This window comes from Mycobacteriales bacterium (assembly GCA_035995165.1).
Lineage (GTDB): Bacteria > Actinomycetota > Actinomycetes > Mycobacteriales > CADCTP01 > CADCTP01.
On the sequence record DASYKU010000071.1, the window covers coordinates 1 to 15,755 of the forward strand.

A 15,755-nucleotide genomic window follows, 5' to 3' on the forward strand; every position below is an offset into this window, starting at 1 on the left:
CGGGTCCGGACAGCGCGGGTCCGGACAGCGCGGGTCCGGACAGCGCGGGTCCGGACAGCGCGGGTCCGGACAGCGCGGGTCCGGACAGCGCGGGTCCGGACAGCGCGGGTCCGGACAGCGAAGGGGATGAAAGCCCACGTCAGGGCGTGTCGCAGGGTGGGGTCTAAGGGCCTTAGGGCGGGACGGGAGGAAGTAAGGCCGCAGACGGCGTGATCGACCGATGCCGGGGGTGCCCCCTCAGGACGAGTCTCGTATTCGTCAGCGAGACAGAGAACCACCTGAGGAGCACCAGATGTCGAACTTCTACTACGGTCCCGCGCTCGACACCGAGGTCGCCTACCGGCGTTCGGCCCTGCGCCGCGACGCCGCCGACTACCGGCTGGCCCGCGCCGCGCGGCGCGCCGCGCGCACCGGCCGGCACTTCGGCCGCCGGACCGCACACTGAACCGGAACCCGGGGCACTGTCCACCAGGACCGACTCCCCGGTATCCCCGACCCCCGACGACCCGGCGTACCTACGCCGGGTCGTCGGCCGTTCGGCGTCCGGGACGCACCGCCGCGAGGCCCAACCCTCCTTGCGCCGTCCGCGCAGCCAGCTACTGTCACACGGTAACGACCACTACTCCAGGTGACGACGACCTCCGCGGCGACGTCGCCTGGCAGGCGCCGTACCGAGCCTTGCGCGGAGGATCTGTGGCACTGTCGCGCGCTCGGGACATCATGATCACCGGGCTGGGGTGCTGTCTGCCGGCCTGGGGCAGCCGGTGTTCAGCCCGGCCGGCCTCCATCGCGTCCCGTGGCCGCACCGCCCTGACCACCAGCGGCGGCGGGCACTACGGCGCCGTCGGGCTGACCGCGGAGGCGTTCGCCGAGCGCTGGCCGGATCTGCCGGCTCGGCGACGGGCGGCTCGACCCGCAGACGCCACTGCGGCCGCCCGGCGTCGACTCGCTGCTCCCGATCGAGCTGCGGACCCGGCTGCAGACCGAGCTCGACGTCCGGCCGGCGTCGAGCTTCGTCTGATCGCACGAGACGGTCGCCGCGCTGGCGGCCGGCCTGGACGGCGCCTGACCCAGCGCTGAGCCGCGTCGCCCCGCCGGACCCGGCCGGCGGAGCGACGCGCACCGGCTCGGCCGTGGGCAAACGGGGGCGGGTTCTGTCGGGGTGCGGTGGCACGATGGCGGCGTGTCCAGGATGGGGTCGGACAAGCCGCTGGTCGGCCGGGGCGCGGAGCTGGCCCGGCTGACCGCCGCGGTCGAGCGCGCCCGGACCGGGACCCCGGCGGCCGTGCTGCTGGCCGGCGACGCCGGGGTCGGCAAGACCCGGCTGCTGACCGAGCTGGCCCGCCGGGCCCGGGACGGCGGCGCGACCGTGCTCGTCGGGCACTGCGTCGACCTGGGTGCCGTCGGCCTGCCGTACCTGCCCTTCGCCGAGGCGCTGCGGCAGCTGGCCGAGCAGGCCGGCGCGGACGGCCCGCTGGCCGAGGCGCTGACCGACCGGCCCGCGCTGGACCGGCTCATCACCCGGCCCGGCCGCCCGGCCCCGGCGACCGGGGGCGGCGACGACGACGCGGCCCGGCTGCAGCTGTTCGACGCGGTCGCCGGCGCCCTGGGCGACGCCGCCGAGATCAAGGCCCCGCTGCTGCTGGTCATCGAGGACCTGCACTGGGCCGATCAGTCCACCCGCGACCTGCTGGCCTTCCTGCTGGCCCGGCTGCGCTCGGAGCGGCTGGCGGTCGTCGCGTCGTACCGGGCCGACGACCTGCATCGACGGCATCCGCTGCGGCCGCTGCTGGGCGAGCTGGTCCGGCTGCCGGCGGTGGAGCGGGTCGAGCTCGCGCCGTTCACGCCGGCCGAGCTGTCGGACTACCTGCGCGCGGTCAACGACGGGCCGGTGCCCGACCGGCTGGTCCGCGACGTGCTGGCCCGCTCCGAGGGCAACGCGTACTTCGCCGAAGAGCTGCTGGCGGCCGGCCTCGGCGCGGACAACGCGCTGCCGACCGGGCTGGCCGACGTGCTGCTGGCGCGGCTGGAGCGGCTCTCGCCCGCGGTCCAGCGGGTGGCCCGGGTCGCCTCTGTGGCCGGCCGCCGGGTCAGCCACGAACTGCTGCAGGCCGCGACCGGGATGGACGACACGGAGCTGGAGGAGGCGCTGCGGGAGGCGGTCACCCACCACGTGCTCGTCGCCGACGGCGGGGCCTACCAGTTCCGGCACGCCCTGCACCAGGAGGCGGTCTACGGCGACCTGCTGCCGGGCGAGAAGGTCCGGCTGCACGGGACGTACGCGACGTTGTTCGCCGACGGGGCCGGCAGCAGCGCGGAGCTGGCGTACCACTCGATGGAGAGCCACGACCTGCCCCGGGCGCTGTCCGCGTCGGTGCAGGCGGCGACCGAGGCGATGGCTCTGCACGCGCCGGTCGAGGCGCTGCGCCAGCTGGAGCGGGCCCTGCAGCTCTGGGACGCGGTGCCCGACGCCGCGGAGCGGGCCGGGTCCGACCTGGTCTCGCTGCAGCTGGGCGCGTCCCAGGCCGCGGCCGGGGCGGGAGAGACCGGCCGGGCGGTCGCGCTGGCGAGCGACGCGCGCGACCTGGCCGACCGGCTGGACCCGCGGGGCGAGCGCGCCGCGGCCGCCCGGGAGGTGCTCGCGCTGCACCTGCTCAGCGCCGACCGGCCCGAGGAGGCGTACGAGGCCACCGGCGAGGCGCTGGACATGGTCCCGGCCGAGCCGCCGACCCCGGTCCGGATCTGGGCCGCCGCGACCCGGGCCCGGTCCTCGATCAACCTGGACAAGGAGCCGGAGGCCAGGGGCTGGGCCGAGGAGGCGCTGGCCGGCGCCCGCACGCTCGGGTTGACCGAGGCCGAGGCGGACGCGCTGGCCAGCCTGGCGCTGGTGGCCGAGAGCGCGGGCGACTCGGCCGAGTCGCAGGCCCGGCTGGTCGAGGCCCGCGACCGGGCCCGCGAGGCGGGCGACCTCTCGGTCGAGATGCGCGTCCACTACAACCTGGGCGCCAGCCACTACTACGCCGGCGACGTCGGCACCGCGCTGCGCAACATCGACGCCGCCGTGTCCCGGGCCAGCGCGACCGGCCTGACCTTCTCCGCGTACGGGTTGGAGACGCGGGTCCTGCAGGTCATCGCCCGGTACGTCATCGGCGACTGGGACGGCAGCCTGGAGGCGGCCGAGCTGGCCGGGGACGCGGCGCCGGACACCGTGCTGGCCCGGCTGGCCGCGGCCGCGCTCTACGTCGAGGTCGGCCGCGGGCTGCCCGAGGCGGCCGAGCGGGTCGTCCAGCTGCGCGGGTCCTGGGGTCAGGACGACAGCCTCGCGCTGGTGGCCGGCGGCTGCGAGGCCGACCTGCTGCGCTGGCAGGGCGACCTGGACGGGTCGGTGGACGCAGCCGACCGGGCCATCGCGTTCATCACCCGGCGCTGGGACAAGTGGTATCTCGGCGGCATCTGGCTGGCCGCGCTCGGGCTGGCGGCGCTGGCCGACCGGGTCGAGGGCGAGCGGCTGCGGGGCGCGGACGACAGCGCCACGGTCGCGCGCGGGCAGGGGCTGATCGAGCGGGCCCGGGAGACGGCCAAGCGGGGCCGGCCGCGGCACGGGAGGATCGGCCCGGAGGGGCGGGCCTGGCTGGCCCGGGCCGAGGCCGAGTGGTCCCGGCTGGAGGGCCCGTCCGACCCGGCGAAGTGGCGGGCGGCGCTGGAGGTGTTCGGCTACGGCTACCCGTACGAGGAGGCCCGCTGCCGGTGGCGGCTGGCCGAGGCGCTGCTCGGCGCGGACCGGCGGGACGAGGCCTCGGCCGAGGTCGCCGACGCGTACGGGGTGGCGGTGCGGCTGAAGGCGGCGCCGCTGCGGGAGGCGCTGGAGGCGCTGGCCCGGCGGGGCCGGCTGGAGGCGGGGTTGCCGGTGCCGGTGCGGGCGGACACGACGCTTACCGCGCGGGAGCGGGACGTGCTCGCGCTGCTGGCCCGGGGCCGGACCAACCGGCAGATCGGGCGGACGCTGTTCATCTCGGAGAAGACGGCGAGCGTGCACGTGTCGAACATCCTGGGGAAGCTCGGCGCCTCCGGCCGTACCGAGGCGGTCGCGATCGCCTCCCGCCGCGGCCTGGTGCCGGTCGAGGTCCAAGCAGGCTGAAGGGCGCCGGCCGGTCGTGCGGCGATCCGGCCGGCGCCCCGGTGAGGGCGGCGCCGGGAGCCCCTGGCGCCGCCCCCGCTCTCAGCGGCGGACCAGCGGGACCTGCACCCGCGCGGCCGCCAGCGTCGCCGCGGCACCGGCCGGCACCGGGTCGACGGTCCAGTCCGGGTGCCCCGGCATCGGCGGGGTCTTCGTCCCGAACAGCCAGTCGGTCAGGAACGCGGTCTGGTCGTGCCCGGAGATCTTCGAGGCCAGCGCGATGAAGTCGGGCGTGCCGGCGGTGGTGCCGGCGTACTTCTGCACCCAGGCCCGCTCCAGCCGGTTGAACGCGGCCGTCCCGATCCGCTGCCGCAGCGCGTAGAGGGTGAGCGCGCCGCCCTCGTACACGTTGTTGTTGAAGAGGTTGTCCGCCGGCGGCGAGGCGACCGGGCCGAACACGCTGCGGTACTGGTCACCGAGCGCGTAGTCCTCCCGCATCCGCTGCTCGAACGACGCGTATCCCTTGGCGTCCGCGAACGTCCCCTCATACCAGGTCGCGTGGCCCTCGTTCAGCCAGACGTCGGCCCATTTCTCCGGCGACACGTCGTCCCCGAACCACTGGTGGGCCAGCTCGTGCACCTGGACCGGCTCGATGTTCGAGGCCGGGACACCGGGCTGGAACGCGAAATCGGGGAAGAGCGAGAGCGTCTGCGTCTCCAGGGCGAAACCGAATTCCAGCGGCGCGGCCAGCACGCCGTACTCCCGGAACGGGTACGGGCCGACCCGGTCGGTCATGAACTTCAGGTGCGACGCCTCGTTGCGCAGGATCGCGCCGACCGGACCGGCCTCCGCGGTGGGCACGACGTCGCGCAGCAGCACGCCGCCCGGGCCCGGCCGGCTGAGCACCGTGTAGTGCCCGATCGCCATCTGCACCAGCTCGGTCGCCATCGGCGCCGTCTCCCGGTACGTCCAGGTCGTGGTCGCGCCGTGCCTGGCCTTCCGCAGCAGCGCGCCGTTCGCGACCGCGGTCAGGTCGTCCGGCACGGTCAGGCGGAAGTCGTACGCGGCCTTGTCCCGGGGGTGGTCGTTGGAGGGGAAGACCGTGTGCGCGCAATTCGGCTGGCCGGCGATGACGAAGCCGTCGTCGCTGGGGAACCAGGCCGAGCCGACCAGCGGCGGCGGTGTCGGGCAGTCGTGCGGCCCGCGCGGATCGGCCGCGTACGCCACCGTGACCGTGAAGCGTTGCCCGGCCCGCAGCGCGTGCCGCGGCGTGATGATGAGCTCGGAGCCCTCGCGGGTGAAGGCGACCGTCTGCCCGTCGAACCGGACCGACCGGACCGTGTTGCCGTCGAAGTCCAGGTCGAACCGGGTCAGCGCCTGGTCGGCCCGGGCCTGCATGGTCGTCACCGCGTCCACGAGCCTGGTGTCGGCGTGGTAGGTGAGGTCGATGCCGTAGTGGGTGGCGTCGTACCCGCCGTTGCCGAGGCCGGGGAAGAGCGGATCGCCGATGCCGGGGGCGCCCGGGACCGGCCGGGGCGGTGCGGCCGACGCCGGTGGCGCCAGCCCGGCGAGGACACCGGCGGTCAAGGCGGCGAGTGATCCGGCCGCGACGGCGAGGCGGAAGCGACTCATGGGCCCTCCTAGTGGTCGGGAGCCGCTGACGCTAGGTGCTGGCTGTGTGCTTTTCGGTAACGAAGGGGCCGCGTTTGGGCGACAGGCGATATCGGGAACACCTGTAACCGACAACGACGACCGCGGGGGTCCGAGGCATCAGGAGGTGCTTTTCACCGTGGTTACCCGCACTCGGTACCGATCGCCGGGCGGCGTGATTCAGACGATCGCCGGCGTGATTGCCGCCATCATCATCATCGGTATCGTTCTGGTGCTCATCAAGGCGAACCCGAACAACGATGTCGTGCACTTCATCCACCAGATCGGCGCGTTCTTCGCCAAGCCCTTCGCAGACCTGTTCCCGCGGTCGAACCCGCGCCAGGACATCCTCATCAACTGGGGCATCGCGGCGATCGTGTACCTGATCGTCGGCGCGATCATCGCGCGGCTCGCCCGCCGCTGACCGCGTACGCCTGAGGGCGGGCCGCGCCACTGACCCGTCGCTTGCCGCAACGCCCGCCCGGGGTAAGGATCCCCTGGTGGGCGTTGCTGCGTGCGGAAGCGGAACCGGATGACGGCGCCGGCCTCGGAACAGGTCCGCTTCGGCGAACCGGCCGGCCGGTGGGTCGTGCTCGCGACCGTCCTCGGCTCCGGCCTCGCGATGCTCGACGCGACCGTGGTCAACGTCGCGCTGCCGAGCATCGGCGGCGACCTGAACGCGGACCTGGGCGACCTGCAGTGGACGATCAACGGCTACACGCTCACGCTGGCCAGCTTCATCCTGCTCGGCGGCTCGCTGGCCGACCGGCTCGGCCGGCGCCGGATCTTCATCATCGGCACGATCTGGTTCGCGCTGGCGTCGGCCCTGTGCGGGCTGGCCCAGAACGTCGAGATGCTGGTCGCGGCGCGGGTGCTGCAGGGCATCGGTGGCGCGCTGCTCACCCCGGGCAGCCTCGCGATCATCTCGGCCTCGTTCGCGGCGGAGGACCGGTCGCGGGCGATCGGGGCCTGGTCCGGGCTCGGCGGCATCGCCGGGGCGGCCGGGCCGTTCCTCGGCGGCTGGCTGATCGAGGCCTGGTCCTGGCGGCTGGTGTTCCTGGTCAACCTGCCGTTCGCGGTGCTCGTCGTGCTGGTCGCCGCGAGGCATGTGCCGGAGTCGGTGGACCCGACCTCGAGCAAGCGGCTGGACCTGCCGGGGACGCTGCTGGGCGCGCTCGGGCTGGCCGGGCTGACGTACGCCTCGATCGCGGGTGGGGAGCGCGGCGCCGACCCGCTCGTCGTCGCGGCCGGTGCGATCGGCGTGCTGGCACTGGTCGGGTTCGTGGTGGTGGAACGGACCAGCAAGCACCCGCTCGTCCCACCGGGCCTCTTCGCGTCCCGCCAGTTCACGGTGACGAACATCGTGACGTTCCTGGTCTACGGTGCGCTCGGCGCGGTGCTGTTCCTGCTCGTGCTGCACCTGCAGGTCGTGGTCGGCTTCAGCCCGCTGGCGGCCGGCACCTCGCTGCTGCCGCTGACGCTGTTCATGCTCGCGCTGTCGTCCCGGTCCGGCGCGCTGGCGGCCCGGATCGGGCCGCGGCTGCAGATGACCGCCGGGCCGTTGATCGCCGCGGCCGGCCTGCTGCTCATGCTCCGGATCGGCCCGGGGTCGAGCTACGTGGCCGACGTGCTGCCGGCCGTGGTCCTCTTCGGCCTGGGCCTGACCACGCTGGTCGCGCCGCTGACCGCGACCGTGCTGGCGGCCGCGCCCGGGCAGCACGCCGGGGCCGCGTCCGGGGTCAACAACGCCGTCGCCCGGACGGCCGGGCTGCTCGCGGTCGCCCTGCTCCCGCCGGTGGCCGGGCTGACCGGCGACGTCTACCGCAACCCCGCCGCGTTCGAGCACGGCTTCCACATGGCCGTGCTCATCGGCGTGGGGATGCTGGTCGTCGGTGGGCTACTGTCCGCGATCGGCATCTCCAACCACGACCGGTCGTCCGAGCCGGACACCGCGCACTGCTTCTCCTGCCCGGTCGACGGGCCGCACCTGGAGACGATCAATCCCGCCCGAGCACAGAGGACACGATGACGAGCGAACGTTCGATCCTGGGTCACATCGACGAGCTGGTCGCCGAGGAGCACCAGCTGCGGTCCAAGCACCGCAGCGGCGAGGGCCTCACCGACGCCGAGCGGGAGCGGATGACCCAGCTGGAGGTCGAGCTCGACCGGGCCTGGGACCTGCTGCGGCAGCGCCGGGCCAAGGCCGAGTTCGGCGACGACCCGGACAACGCCGCCGAGCGCGAGCCCGGTGAGGTCGAGACCTACCTGCAGTAGGCGCCTAGCTGGAGACGTCCTTGGTCGTCATCCGGGACCAGGCCAGCGAGCCGAACACGAGGATGTACGCGCCGGTGGCGAGCAGGCCGTTGATCACGCCCGTGGTCGCCACCGGCGTTCGCAGCAGGTCGCCGTAGTTCAGCCAGTAGTGGCTGAACAGCCAGGGCGCCAGCCAGTCCAGCTGCGGCACCTGGTTGAGGACCTGGCTCAGCACGGCCAGCACCGCGGTCGTGGCCATCGCCGCGATCGGCGACTCGGTCAGCGTGGACACGAACAGCCCGATCGCGGCCAGCCCGGCCATCATCGCCGCGATGTAGAGCGCGACCAGCAGGAGCCGGGCCAGGCCGCTCCCGTACGACACCTGCAGGCCGGACAGCAGCGTGACCGGCCCGACCGGGAACAGGATCGCGCCCATCACCGTGCCGACGACGCCGACCAGCAGGGCGGCGGCGAGGCAGTAGACCAGGGCCGCGCCGTACTTGACGGTGAGTAGGCGGGTCCGGGAGACCGGGACCACCAGCAGGTAGCGCAGGGTGCCGAGGGAGGCCTCGCCGGCCACCGACTCGCCGGACACGACCGCCACGGCCAGCGGCAGGAACAGCGGCAGTACGACGGTCAGCGAGGTCAGCGCGACGAAGATCCCGTTCCCGGTGATCGAGAACAGGAACGGCGGGCCGCCCTTGCCGTCGTCGACCGGGGCGGTCACCTTGATCGCGATCGCGATGACGATCGGGATGCCGGCCAGCACCGCCAGCAGCGCCTGGTTGCGCCGGCGCCGGAACACCATGCTCAGCTCGGACCGGAAGAACCGGGTGCTGATCGGCCGGGCCCGGACCGGCGCCTCAACCGCTGACATCGAAGCCCTCCCCGGTCAGCGCGACGAACACGTCCTCGAGGCCGGCCGCGTCGACCGTGAACTGCCGGACCGGCACGCCGGCGTGCACCAGCGCGGACAGCACCTTCTCCGGCTCGGAGTCGCCGAGCGCGGCCGCGACCCGGCGGCCGTCGGCGTCCACGCCGGTCAGCCCGAGCTCGGTCAGCGTCCGGGCGGCGGCCGCCGGGTCGGTGGTCTCCACGGTCACCCGCGGCTGCTGGGTGCGGCGCAGCTCGCCGATCGTGCCCTGCGCGACCAGCTTGCCGACGTGCATGACGCCGACGTGCGTACAGACCTGCTCGACCTCGGAGAGCAGGTGGGAGGAGACCAGCACGGTGACGTCGTCGGCGGCCAGCTCCTGGATCAGCGTCCGGACCTCGCGGGTGCCCTGCGGGTCGAGCCCGTTCGTCGGCTCGTCCAGCACCAGCAGCTCACGCGGCTGCAGCAGCGCGGCGGCGATGCCGAGCCGCTGCCGCATGCCCAACGAGTACGCCCGGTAGCGCTTCTTCGCCGCCGCGGTCAGCCCGACCCGGTTCAGCGCGGCGTCGATCCGCCGAGCTGCGGTAGCCGGGTCGGCCAGCCGGTCGGCCGCGTCGACCCGGGCCAGGTTGGCCCGCCCGGACAGGTACGGGTGGAACGCCGGCCCCTCGACCAGCGCGCCGACCCGGGGCAGCACCGCTGCCGCGGCCCCCGGCATCGCCCGGCCGAGCAAGGTGTGGCTGCCCGAGGTCGGGGCGACCAGTCCGAGCAGCATCCTGATCGTGGTGGTCTTGCCCGACCCGTTCGGGCCGAGGAAGCCGTAGACGCTGCCGTGCGGGACGACCAGGTCGATGCCCGCGACGGCCAGCTGGCCACCGCGGAAGCGCTTGGTCAGACCGGCGGTGCTGACCGCGGTCCCGCCCGGCTCGGGCGGGATCGCGGTCGCCCGGTCGGGCAGTGTCTCGGTCGTCACTGTCCAGCCGCGGTGTACAGCAGCTCGGGCGGGACCATCCCGACGACCAGCCGGCCGTCGTCGGTGAGCAGCGCCGAGACCAGCGCGGACTGCAGCAGCCTGCCGCTGCCCCAGCTCCCGCTCTCCCGCGGCAGCTGGGCGAGGAACGTCGTGAGCGCGCCGTTCTGGTCGTTCGCGGGCGAGCCCACCGGCAGCACCGCGACCGTGGTCCAGCCGCTGCCGACGGTCTTCACGCCCTGCTTGGCCTGGGCCACCTCACCCGCGGACGGACGCTCGTGCGCGGCCGGCAGCGTGCCCTGGCTGACCTTCGCCCCCGGCGGCGGGTTGAACGCGAACTGCGAGGCCCCCGGCACGTCGAAGCTCACCGAGGTGAAGCCGACCGAGAACGCCGGCCCGTTGCCGCTGTTCTTCGGGAACACCTGCACCCGCAGCGGCACCGAGGTCTTCGAGTCGACCGCGAGCCGGACCGAGCCGACCAGCGACCGGCTGTCCTTCGGCGCCAGCACCAGCTCGTACGCGCTGCGGCCGGCGACGGAGAGGGTCGAGTCGGTGCTCACCTTGGTCGTCGGGTCGAGCGCCTTCAACGCCATGTCGGCGGCCTGCTGCGGGGTCACCCCGGCCGGCAGCCGGTCGGCCTGGTCCTTGCCGGCCTTGCCGGCCGGGACCGTGTAGTGGGTGGCCGTGTTCAACTCGCTCGACCACATCCAGGCGTTCGTACCGTTGTGGATCACGTCGGTCTCGCCGAGCGAGTCCAGCAGCGCGACCCGCTGCTTGTCCTGTCCCGCGTACCAGACGCGCAGCGTGTGCGAGCCGGTCAGCAGCGAGGTCAGCGACGCGCCGCCGCCCCCTGAGGCGGCCTGCGGCAGCTCCGGCAGGCCGAGCTCGGAGTCCTGCACGACCGTGCCGGACAGCCCGTCGACCTTCGCCCCCTGCAGGTCGACCAGCAGCTGGCCGGCGGTCCTGGCGGGCAGGGACGGCGCCGCCTGGGCGGTGAACACCCCGGTGGCGACGACGGTGACGGCCGCCGCGGCGACGACCGGGACGCCCCAGCGAAGGGCGCGCAAACGGGTCGGTGCTGTCATGCGACGATCCTCCGTCCGGAGCACTGTGAGCAGCCTGAGAGGCACATCGCAGGCTCAGCTACCTGCCTGCTGGGCGTCCCGAAGGGCCGGCACCTGGGCCGCCGTCTCGGGCCGGTCCGGCCGGAAGTCCGGCCGGGCGGTCCGGGGCACGCCGGCGGCGTCGTACGCCGCGTCGGCGTCCAGCGTCTCGGTGGCCAGCAGCGCGTCGGCCAGCGCCTCCAGCCGCTGCCGGTTGTCCCGCAGTACCTGTACGGCCCGGACGTAGCACTCGTCCACGATCCGGCGGACCTCCTCGTCGACCAGCTCCCGGGTCGCCTGGGACGGCCCGTTGGAGTCGCCGAAGAACGGCTGCTGGGAGCCCTCGGCCGGCAGCACCGCGATCGGCCCGACCTTCGGGGACATGCCCCAGCGGCCGACCATCTGGCGGGCGATCCGGCTGACCTGGTCCAGGTCGGACTCGGCCCCGGTCGAGGTCGTGCCGTACACGACCTCCTCGGCGGCCATGCCCCCGAGCGCGCCGACGATCCGGCCGCGCAGGTAGACCTCCGAGTACGCGTACTGATCCGCGTCGGGGCTCTGGAAGGTGACGCCGAGCGCGTGCCCGCGCGGGATGATCGAGACCTTCCGGACCGGGTCGGCGCCGGGCGTGAGCATGCCCAGCAACGCGTGGCCGCCCTCGTGGTGCGCCGTACGCCGGCGCTCCTCGTCGGTGAGCATGATCTTGCGCGGGGTGCCGAGCACGACCTTCTCCAGCGCGTCGGTCAGGTCGCCCATCAGCACCTGGGTGTGGCCCCGGCGGGCGGCCGTCAGCGCGCCCTCGTTGATGAGGTTGCGCAGGTCCGCGCCGACCATGCCGGGTGTGGTCGCGGCCAGCGCGGCCAGGTCGACGTCCGGGCCGAGCGGCACCTTGCGGGTGTGCACCTCGAGGATCATCCGACGGCCGTCCTGGTCCGGCGGGCTGACCGCGACGCGGCGGTCGAACCGGCCCGGGCGCAGCAGCGCCGCGTCCAGCACGTCCGGCCGGTTGGTCGCGGCCAGCACGACCACGCCCTCGGTGCCGGTGAAGCCGTCCATCTCGGTGAGGATCTGGTTGAGCGTCTGCTCGCGCTCGTCGACGCCGCCGATGTTGCCACCGCCGCGGGCCCGGCCGATCGCGTCCAGCTCGTCGATGAAGATGATCGCCGGGGCGGCCTTCTTCGCCGTGTCGAACAGGTCGCGGACCCGGGACGCGCCGACGCCGACGATCATCTCGATGAACTCGGACGCCGACATGTGGAAGAACGGCACGTTGGCCTCGCCGGCGACCGCGCGGGCCAGCAGCGTCTTACCGGTGCCGGGCTCGCCGGACAGCAGCACGCCCTTGGGGATGGCCGCGCCCAGCGCGCGGTACTTCTCCGGGTGGCGCAGGAAGTCGACGATCTCGGCCAGCTCGGCCTTGACCTCGTCGATCCCGGCCACGTCGGCGAACGTCGTGCGTGGACCGTCCTCCGGCTCGTACAGCTTGGCCTTTGATCGGCCGATCCCGCCCAGGCCGCCGAGCCCGCCACCGGCCGCGGCCCGCCGCATGAACCAGATCAGCAGGCCGATGAACAGCAGGGTCGGGCCGAAGCCGACCAGGATCTGCTGCAACACCGACACCGAGTCGGCCGGCTTGGCGTTGACCGTGACGTTGTTGTCCAGCAGCAGCTGTGTCAGCCCGTCGTCGCCGAAGGACGGCCGCTCGGTCGTGAACGCGGTGACGTCCTTGGCGTCGCCGTCGTCCGGCGGGTACTTCGCGGCGTTGCGGAAGTCGCCCTCGATCGTGTCGCCGGTCGAGGTGACCTCGGTGACGTTCCCGGCCTGGACCTGCTCCCGGAAGAACGTGTACGACACCGTCGTCCGGGATGTGCCCATCAACGTCGAGGCGATGATCCAGTTCACGACCAGGGCCAGGGCGATCAGCCACCAGGTCCGGCGGAGGACCTTTCCCCAGTTCGGCTTGCCCGGGCTCGGCGGACCACCGCTGCCACCGGCCGCGCCCTCGACCTTCCAGGGCTGCCGGTCACCGGGCTGGTTGGCCGGCCGGTCGTTCTGCCGCGGCGGCCCGGCCGGGCGCGGCGGCGCTTCCGTCGCCCGCCCGGCGATCGCCTTCTCGCCAGGTTCGTTCGCTCGTTCCGCCACGCCCACCAGTCCCCTTCGTCGCCGTACATGCTGCCCAACGTCGCCGACCGCGCCGGTGTGCCCGCCGGAGGACCATCTCACCAGGACCCAGGGCAGATACTCAGCCCACTCACAGCCATGCTGAGGGAAGGTGCCCGGGTCCGGGGAGGTGCGCGGTGCGACTGCTGGTGGTCGAGGACGAGGTTCGGCTGGCCGCGGCGCTCAAGCGTGGGCTGCAGGCGGAGGGCTTCACCGTCGACATCGCCCACGACGGGGTCTCGGGCCTGCACCGGGCCCGCGAGGGCGCCAACGAGGGTGGGTACGCGGCGATCATCCTGGACATCATGCTGCCCGGGCTGTCCGGCTACCGGGTCTGCGAGCGGCTGCGGGCCGAGGGCAACTGGGTGCCGGTGCTCATGCTCTCGGCCAAGGACGGCGAGTACGACGAGGCCGACGGGCTCGACGTCGGCGCGGACGACTACCTGACCAAGCCGTTCTCGTACGTGGTGCTGGTGGCCCGGCTGCGGGCGCTGCTGCGCCGCGGCGCCCCGCCCCGCCCGGCCGTGCTGGCCGCCGGCGATCTGGCCCTGGACCCGGCGAAACACCAGGTCACCCGCGGTGACACCGAGATCGAGCTGACGCCGCGGGAGTTCTCGCTGCTGGAATACCTGCTGCGCCGGGCCGGCGAGGTCGTGCCCAAGATCGACATCCTGCGCAACGTCTGGGACCCGCACCACGAGGGCGACCTCAACGTCGTCGAGGTGTACGTCGGCTACCTGCGCCGCAAGATCGACGTTCCGTTCGGGCGCCGGGCGGTCCAGACCGTGCGCGGCGCCGGATACCGGCTCGCCGCCGACGGTGGTTAGGTCCTCCCTCCGCGTCGCGGCGCCGGCCCCGTCGGTCTCCCCGCCGGGTACCCCGAGCACGAAGACCGGGAGCGCTCCCCGGTGGCCCGGTTGGTCGCTGCGTGCCCGGCTCACGATCGTCGCGACCGTCCTGCTCGGGGTCGGGATCGTGGCCGGCGCGGTGCTGCTGGTCGTCACCGGCTCCCGGACCCTGCAGGCCGCGGTCGACTCGGGCGCACTGCAGAGCGCCCGCGAGGTCGCCGCGCTGGTCGACGCCCGCAGCCTGCCCAACCCGGTGCCGCAGGGCGGCGAGGGCACCGCGGCGATCCAGGTCGTCGACGCGCAGGGCCGGGTCCGGGCCGCGTCCACCGGCACCGACCAGCTGGTCCCGGTGCTGCGCCCGGCCGAGGTCGCGTCCGTACGGGCCGGGCGGCGGCTGGTCGTGCCCGGCTCCCGGCTGGGGCTGTCCGGGCCGCTGCGGGTGGTCGGGGTGCCGGCCGGGCCGGCGGGTGACCGGCAGACCGTGGTGGTCGCGGTCGACTTCGGCGGGGCCCGGTCCGGGGCCAAGGTGCTGCTGGTCGGGCTGGCGATCGGGGCGCCGCTGCTGCTGGCGGTGGTGGCGTTCGCGATGTGGTGGGTGACCGGGCGGGCGTTACGGCCGGTGGAGGCGCTGCGGCGGGGGGCGGCCGGGCTGTCCGGGTCGGGCCGGTTGCCGGTGCCCGCGGCACAGGACGAGATCCGCCGGCTGGCCGAGACGCTCAACGACATGCTGGCCCGGCTGGATGCGGCCGGGGCCCGGCAGCGTGCGTTCGTCTCGGACGCCGCGCACGAGTTGCGCTCACCGCTGGCGAGCGCGCGGACGCAGCTGGAGGTGGCGGCGGCGGTGGACGCCGGGACGCCGGCCGGTGAGCTCGCCGGGGACGTGCTGCTCGACGTCGAACGGCTCGGGCGACTGGTCGACGATCTGCTGCTGCTGGCGCGGCTGGACGAGGCGCCGCGGCGGGCTCGCTCCGCGGTCGACCTGCAAGCGCTGGCGGGCGACGTGGTCTCCCGCTACTCGGCCGCGCGCGTGCCGGTCACGTTGTCACCGTGCGAGACCGACTGCGTGGTCTCGGCCGAGGGGGGCGCCGTCCGGCGGGTGCTCGTCAACCTGGTCGACAACGCGGTCCGGCACGCGCGTTCGTCGGTCCGGGTGAGCGCCGGGCCCGGGACGCTCACCGTCACCGACGACGGGCCCGGGATTCCTGCCGCTGATCGTGAGCGCGTCTTCGATCGGTTCACCCGGCTTGATTCCGACCGGGGTCGGGATTCTGGTGGGGCCGGGCTCGGTCTTGCCATCGTTCGCGAGTTGGTCACCGCTCATGGGGGGAACGTGAGTCTCTCCGATGCGGGGCCTGGGCTTGTCGTCACTGTGCACTTTCCTGCTTCTCGCTGATGCTCCTTCTTTCTCGGTTGGTTGTGGATTTCGGGGGCTCCGCCCTGCAGGGGGCGTCTGCGTTTCCGGCTTGGGTTGTTCTCTCTTGTTCTGGTTCGGGCTTTCCGGGGGCTCTGCCCCTCTCGACCCCGTCAGGGCGCCGCCCCTGGACCCCGGCATGGGCGTCCCGCCCCTACAACCCCGGGAATGTGAAACGGGAGTCAGGTCCGGGGCCGGGATCGGGGGGCGGCCTGGCGGAGGGGTGCTCCCCGCCTTGGCCGTGGTGCTGACCGAAAGCCACTCATGAGTGTGCTGACGTTCTGCAGCGCGGCTACCGGAGCGGGCTCCCCTCCGCAGGCCGCATACAAGAACCCACACGTGCTCGCTCCGCTTCACCTTCCAGGGGGT

Annotated in this window: 12 protein-coding genes; 7 read left to right on the forward strand and 5 right to left on the reverse strand. The window is 73.8% G+C overall.

Annotated features, from left to right (window positions below):
- The first annotated feature begins 292 nt into the window (after positions 1 to 292).
- Positions 293 to 445, forward strand: coding sequence for a hypothetical protein (locus VGP36_11770; GenBank protein ID HEV7655392.1), 153 nt, complete (start codon positions 293 to 295; stop codon positions 443 to 445).
- Positions 446 to 1,192: 747 nt separating this feature from the next.
- Positions 1,193 to 4,138, forward strand: a complete 2,946-nt coding sequence (locus VGP36_11775) for an AAA family ATPase (protein ID HEV7655393.1) — start codon at positions 1,193 to 1,195, stop codon at positions 4,136 to 4,138.
- An 81-nt stretch (positions 4,139 to 4,219) separates the two neighbouring features.
- Here the strand turns inward: VGP36_11775 and VGP36_11780 are convergent, their stop codons facing one another.
- The gene (locus VGP36_11780) at positions 4,220 to 5,749 is read right to left on the reverse strand and encodes a M1 family metallopeptidase (protein ID HEV7655394.1); all 1,530 of its coding nucleotides are present in this window, start codon (positions 5,747 to 5,749) and stop codon (positions 4,220 to 4,222) included.
- 145 nt (positions 5,750 to 5,894) lie between these two features.
- On the opposite strand from VGP36_11780, the gene VGP36_11785 reads away from it, so the two are divergent.
- The 3 genes from VGP36_11785 (at position 5,895) to VGP36_11795 (ending at position 8,041) form a co-directional block, all read left to right on the forward strand.
- Positions 5,895 to 6,191, forward strand: coding sequence for a hypothetical protein (locus tag VGP36_11785; GenBank protein ID HEV7655395.1), 297 nt, complete (start codon positions 5,895 to 5,897; stop codon positions 6,189 to 6,191).
- A 108-nt stretch (positions 6,192 to 6,299) separates the two neighbouring features.
- On the forward strand, positions 6,300 to 7,796 hold the full coding sequence (locus tag VGP36_11790; protein ID HEV7655396.1) for an MFS transporter: 1,497 nt from the start codon (positions 6,300 to 6,302) through the stop codon (positions 7,794 to 7,796).
- Positions 7,793 to 8,041 carry a DUF2630 family protein gene (locus tag VGP36_11795; GenBank protein HEV7655397.1) on the forward strand — a complete coding sequence of 83 codons (249 nt, stop codon included), beginning with the start codon at positions 7,793 to 7,795 and terminating at the stop codon, positions 8,039 to 8,041. The genes VGP36_11790 and VGP36_11795 overlap by 4 nt, the downstream gene beginning before the upstream one ends.
- A 4-nt stretch (positions 8,042 to 8,045) precedes the next feature.
- On the opposite strand, the gene VGP36_11800 is transcribed toward VGP36_11795, so the two are convergent.
- From VGP36_11800 to ftsH, 4 genes are read right to left on the reverse strand one after another with little or no spacing between them, the layout of a single operon-like run.
- Positions 8,046 to 8,897 carry an ABC transporter permease gene (locus VGP36_11800; protein ID HEV7655398.1) on the reverse strand — a complete coding sequence of 284 codons (852 nt, stop codon included), beginning with the start codon at positions 8,895 to 8,897 and terminating at the stop codon, positions 8,046 to 8,048.
- Positions 8,884 to 9,867: an ABC transporter ATP-binding protein gene (locus tag VGP36_11805; GenBank protein HEV7655399.1), complete on the reverse strand. Its 984-nt coding sequence runs from the start codon at positions 9,865 to 9,867 to the stop codon at positions 8,884 to 8,886. Before VGP36_11805 ends, VGP36_11800 begins: the two co-directional genes overlap by 14 nt.
- Positions 9,864 to 10,949: a hypothetical protein gene (locus tag VGP36_11810; GenBank protein HEV7655400.1), complete on the reverse strand. Its 1,086-nt coding sequence runs from the start codon at positions 10,947 to 10,949 to the stop codon at positions 9,864 to 9,866. Before VGP36_11810 ends, VGP36_11805 begins: the two co-directional genes overlap by 4 nt.
- Positions 10,950 to 11,003: 54 nt before the next feature.
- Positions 11,004 to 13,109 (reverse strand): ATP-dependent zinc metalloprotease FtsH, encoded by a 2,106-nt coding sequence (gene ftsH / locus VGP36_11815; protein HEV7655401.1) that lies wholly within the window; start codon positions 13,107 to 13,109, stop codon positions 11,004 to 11,006.
- A gap of 155 nt (positions 13,110 to 13,264) precedes the next feature.
- On the opposite strand from ftsH, the gene VGP36_11820 reads away from it, so the two are divergent.
- Together VGP36_11820 and VGP36_11825 are read left to right on the forward strand one after the other, a co-directional pair.
- Complete coding sequence (locus VGP36_11820; GenBank protein HEV7655402.1) at positions 13,265 to 13,954, forward strand: response regulator transcription factor; 690 nt, start codon at positions 13,265 to 13,267, stop codon at positions 13,952 to 13,954.
- Positions 13,947 to 15,368: a HAMP domain-containing sensor histidine kinase gene (locus VGP36_11825; GenBank protein HEV7655403.1), complete on the forward strand. Its 1,422-nt coding sequence runs from the start codon at positions 13,947 to 13,949 to the stop codon at positions 15,366 to 15,368. The genes VGP36_11820 and VGP36_11825 overlap by 8 nt, the downstream gene beginning before the upstream one ends.
- The last annotated feature ends 387 nt before the right edge of the window (positions 15,369 to 15,755 follow it).

What these genes read in the sequence shown, in the direction of transcription:
- VGP36_11810 (HEV7655400.1), bottom strand. Translation starts at nt 10,949, where the DNA reads ATGACAGCACCGACCCGTTTGCGCGCCCTTCGCTGGGGCGTCCCGGTC.
- VGP36_11795 (HEV7655397.1), top strand. Translation starts at nt 7,793, where the DNA reads ATGACGAGCGAACGTTCGATCCTGGGTCACATCGACGAGCTGGTCGCC.
- VGP36_11775 (HEV7655393.1), top strand. Translation starts at nt 1,193, where the DNA reads ATGGGGTCGGACAAGCCGCTGGTCGGCCGGGGCGCGGAGCTGGCCCGG.
- VGP36_11780 (HEV7655394.1), bottom strand. Translation starts at nt 5,749, where the DNA reads ATGAGTCGCTTCCGCCTCGCCGTCGCGGCCGGATCACTCGCCGCCTTG.
- VGP36_11770 (HEV7655392.1), top strand. Translation starts at nt 293, where the DNA reads ATGTCGAACTTCTACTACGGTCCCGCGCTCGACACCGAGGTCGCCTAC.
- VGP36_11800 (HEV7655398.1), bottom strand. Translation starts at nt 8,897, where the DNA reads ATGTCAGCGGTTGAGGCGCCGGTCCGGGCCCGGCCGATCAGCACCCGG.
- VGP36_11790 (HEV7655396.1), top strand. Translation starts at nt 6,300, where the DNA reads ATGACGGCGCCGGCCTCGGAACAGGTCCGCTTCGGCGAACCGGCCGGC.